The organism is Allobosea sp. 01N443 (assembly GCF_056399325.1).
Genome location: NZ_JBFTRC010000332.1, coordinates 1 through 3,261, shown reverse-complemented (window position 1 = coordinate 3,261; position 3,261 = coordinate 1). Strand labels below are relative to the sequence as shown.

The window sequence follows — 3,261 nt, the reverse complement described above, 5'->3', positions numbered from 1 at the left end:
GGATCACGATAATATTTGGGCGTGTGGACGCGGCAGCGCCAGGATCCACCAATTTCGGACCATCGACAATTTTCTGCGTAAGCCCCTCGCCTAGCACCAGAGGCGCTGTTGCGTGATCTACGAACATTCGCGCGCTTACGGTAAAATTGGACAAGTGCCGATTGCTGAAGACAGCGTGCGCAAACACGGTATCGCGATACAAAGGATCAACATTCCTCCACGCAGCCTCAACGAGCACTATGCTGAGCAGAACAAGCGGCAGCGAGATCAGGCGCCGGATACGGGATTTATCCATCGCAAATACGGCCGCCAAGATGAGAGCGGAGCATACAAACATAAGAACGGCAATCGCAGCCAGCTTCGTATAGTTCTGCAAAAAGAAAACGATCTCAGAAATTTCTCTCATCTGGTAGAAAAAATCTGAAAAAAGCAGTTTTTGCTTGAGATAAACGTATTTTGTCTTCGATAAAATTGACAATAACGTCAAAATTAATAGCGAAAACACTAAAGAAAAGAAAATCCTTTTAGTTACGAATAATGTAATAGTTGATATTAAAACAGCATAGCAAAGTGGCTGTGCTAAGAAAATTAGAAATGCCTGCCAAGTAACCGGAGGGGCATTCTGGGGAGGGTCGGGGTTCTCAGCCCAAATCGCGACCGCCAACACAGCGAGCGTGAGCAGCGTCGAGACCGCAAGACTGCCCAGAGCCCTATTCGCCTTCATTCTTATACCTCGTTAGCCAACTTTCATTTGAGGGATGCCAAAAAAACCCTCGTGACGCAAACCTTATCGCAGGTCGGCATCCAACACGCCGCTCGGAAGAGCGAGAGCCGGAGCGGATCATGCCGGTTTTCAGAACGGGATCTGCAGCTGGTTGATCGACGCGGGAACGGGGCAGAGTTCAAACATGAGCGGCGGCATGTGGTCCTCCTCCCAGCAGAAGGCCGCATAGTCGAGCTCCGCCCGTTCATCGGCCTCGGGGCTGCCAGGGCGCGCGTTCTCGATCTCGGCCATTCGCTGCCGGGCCACCAACCATTCCAGGGTGTCGGTGATGATCATCGCGCCCCCCCTTCATCAGTGACGCGTCGCCTCGTTGTCATTGRCCCCGACGCGCCTCGCCTCGCGGAGCCAGTGCCAACGATCGCCGGCGGATTGCTCGACCAGCCAAAGCTGCGGCCTGCCCTCGCGGGGCACGAAGAAGGCGTAGTCCTCGCCATTGGCCAGGCGATAGGGCGGATCGAAGACGACCAGCTTCTGGACCTGGCCGATGTTCATTTCGACCCGGCTCAATACGAAATTGCCGCCGCAGGCGATGATCTGCTTGGCCTCGCTGCGAGACAGGGCAGTTCCTGCGGGGGTAGGCGACGGCAGCATAGCTTGACTCCTTGGGGGGCTTGGATGTTCTATTTTTGTTCTCATTCGAGCGCGAGTCAAATGTCATTGTCCGATGCCGATCAGGCCGACCATTCCGCCAACCCTGGAGACGGATCTCCGGCACTATCCGTGGATCCTGCTTCGCTTTCGCTGCGATTACTGCAAGCGGTGGGCAGACGGGGGACTGGCGGCCTGTGCGGAGAAATTCGGCGCCGGCACGGCGCTGGGCGAGCTGCTCGAGATGTTCAGGGGGCGGTGCGCCTGGCGGGCGGAAATCCGCAAGCCGCAGAAATACGGGTTCAAGTGCGGGGGCTACTGTCTGGACGTTGGGAAGACACGGCCGCCCGATTTCCCGGCGACGATGGGAGGCTTGACCGTGATCGACGGCGGGCGGGATGATCTGCTCCCGGCCGAGCCTCGCGAGCTCGAGCGACGGAAACGGATAGGCGAGGAGTAGCGGAATGTGCGGTCGGTTCAGCCAGGCGTATTCGTGGGAGGAAATCGTCGCCTTCAGCCAGCCGCTGACGGTGCCGGCCGAGCGGCCGAACCTGCGAGCCCGCTACAACATCGCCCCGACGACCGAGGTCGATATCATCGTGCGCGACCAGGACGGCAACCGCGTGCTGCGGAAAGCGCGCTGGGGCCTGATCCCGGGCTGGTGGAAGAAGAAGGCGAACGAGTCCGGGGCGACCTTCAACGCGCGAATCGAGACGGTCGATTCCAGCGCCATGTTTCGCTCAGCCTATGTGAAACGTCGCTGTATCATCCCGGCGAGCGGGTTCTATGAATGGACCGGCGAGAAGGGCGACAAGACCCCGCATCGGATCAGTGCGGCCGACGGCGGCCTGCTCGGCTTCGCCGGCTTGTGGGAAGCCTGGACCAATCCAGAGACCGGCGAGGAGATCGTTACCTGCACGATCATCACGCGCGACGCGAACAAATGGATGTCGGAGATCCACAACCGCATGCCGGCGACGCTGCTGCCGCGCGACTTCGAGGCCTGGCTTGACGGCTCGGGCGGCAAGGATTTGCTGATGCAGCCGCCGCAGGAGCTGCGCGAATGGATCGTGTCTCAACGAATGAACAAGACCGGGGTTGGCGACGATGACCAGGCCACGGCTGAGCCATTCAAGGAGCTGCAGCATTGAGACCCTACAAACCCTATCTCACGCTCCAAAGGGGGGCAGATGCGATTTCCGCAGCCTCCTCACGACTGATTAACGGGCAAGCTGATGAATTACCCGTAACAACCAACCTAAACAGCATTAATAATTGATGGGATTATTCGGAAGATATACAAATTCGATAAAGAGCCATAAATCGACGCCCCGTCCTTCGCAAATTTTTCTATTCGGAGCCTCCGCCTCCAGACTCAGCAAATGAGCGCTTACGTCGATAAACTGCCGCGACACTTCAAACGTTGGCGGTAGGCCTTTGTGCCATGACATTAGCAACAAGCGTTTCGGGCTGAGAGGAAAGGAAACTTCGACGTTTTTGTGGAGGAAGCCACCGTCGCTCATCGGGTGCCTCGGGCCTATAACGACCCTGCAGACGGGGTTGTCGGATGAAATGACGAAGCCGCGCTCCGGCTCGACGACCGACCACGACATGTCGTGAATAAGAGGCATGATTGGTTTCGCATTCCCCAGGATGTCGAGTGTTCGTTCTTTGGGGATGTGGATTTCGAATGAGCTCGGATCAATCATGACCGACTTAATCTTAGCACGTTCTTCAGGGGTGTAGATCCTGCCTTCACCTTCTTCCATCTTACGAATGAAGGAGTTGAAGGCGCCGTCGTGCAAGGCGGTGGCGTGGTTTTGAAGCTGGAACATCCGGCTTTGCAGTTCAGCAGACATACGGCGTGCCGACCTCGTCCTGACATACAT

The 3,261-nt window shown here is 57.2% G+C and carries 6 protein-coding genes; 2 read left to right on the top strand and 4 right to left on the bottom strand.

Translation table 11 applies throughout. The features are described from left to right. The 3 genes from AC1DRP_RS35825 to AC1DRP_RS35815 form a co-directional block, all read right to left on the bottom strand. Window positions 1-724, bottom strand: a 724-nt coding sequence (locus AC1DRP_RS35825; protein WP_476771054.1) for an LTA synthase family protein, incomplete at its 3' end; no start/stop codon positions are given. A 129-nt stretch (window positions 725-853) separates the two neighbouring features. After that, window positions 854-1,060 (bottom strand): hypothetical protein, encoded by a 207-nt coding sequence (locus tag AC1DRP_RS35820; RefSeq protein ID WP_476771053.1) that lies wholly within the window; start codon window positions 1,058-1,060, stop codon window positions 854-856. A 15-nt stretch (window positions 1,061-1,075) separates the two neighbouring features. Beyond that, window positions 1,076-1,375, bottom strand: coding sequence for a hypothetical protein (locus tag AC1DRP_RS35815; RefSeq protein WP_476771052.1), 300 nt, complete (start codon window positions 1,373-1,375; stop codon window positions 1,076-1,078). Window positions 1,376-1,448: 73 nt separating this feature from the next. Between AC1DRP_RS35815 and AC1DRP_RS35810 the strand changes: the two genes are divergently transcribed. Both AC1DRP_RS35810 and AC1DRP_RS35805 read left to right on the top strand, forming a co-directional pair. Further along, entirely contained in the window at window positions 1,449-1,832 is a 384-nt protein-coding gene (locus tag AC1DRP_RS35810; protein WP_476771051.1) for a hypothetical protein, read from the top strand. A 4-nt stretch (window positions 1,833-1,836) separates the two neighbouring features. Next, window positions 1,837-2,523, top strand: coding sequence for an SOS response-associated peptidase (locus AC1DRP_RS35805; RefSeq protein ID WP_476771050.1), 687 nt, complete (start codon window positions 1,837-1,839; stop codon window positions 2,521-2,523). Between the two features lie 117 nt (window positions 2,524-2,640). On the opposite strand, the gene AC1DRP_RS35800 is transcribed toward AC1DRP_RS35805, so the two are convergent. Further along, window positions 2,641-3,261, bottom strand: a 621-nt coding sequence (locus AC1DRP_RS35800; protein ID WP_476771049.1) for a DUF4238 domain-containing protein, incomplete at its 5' end; no start/stop codon positions are given.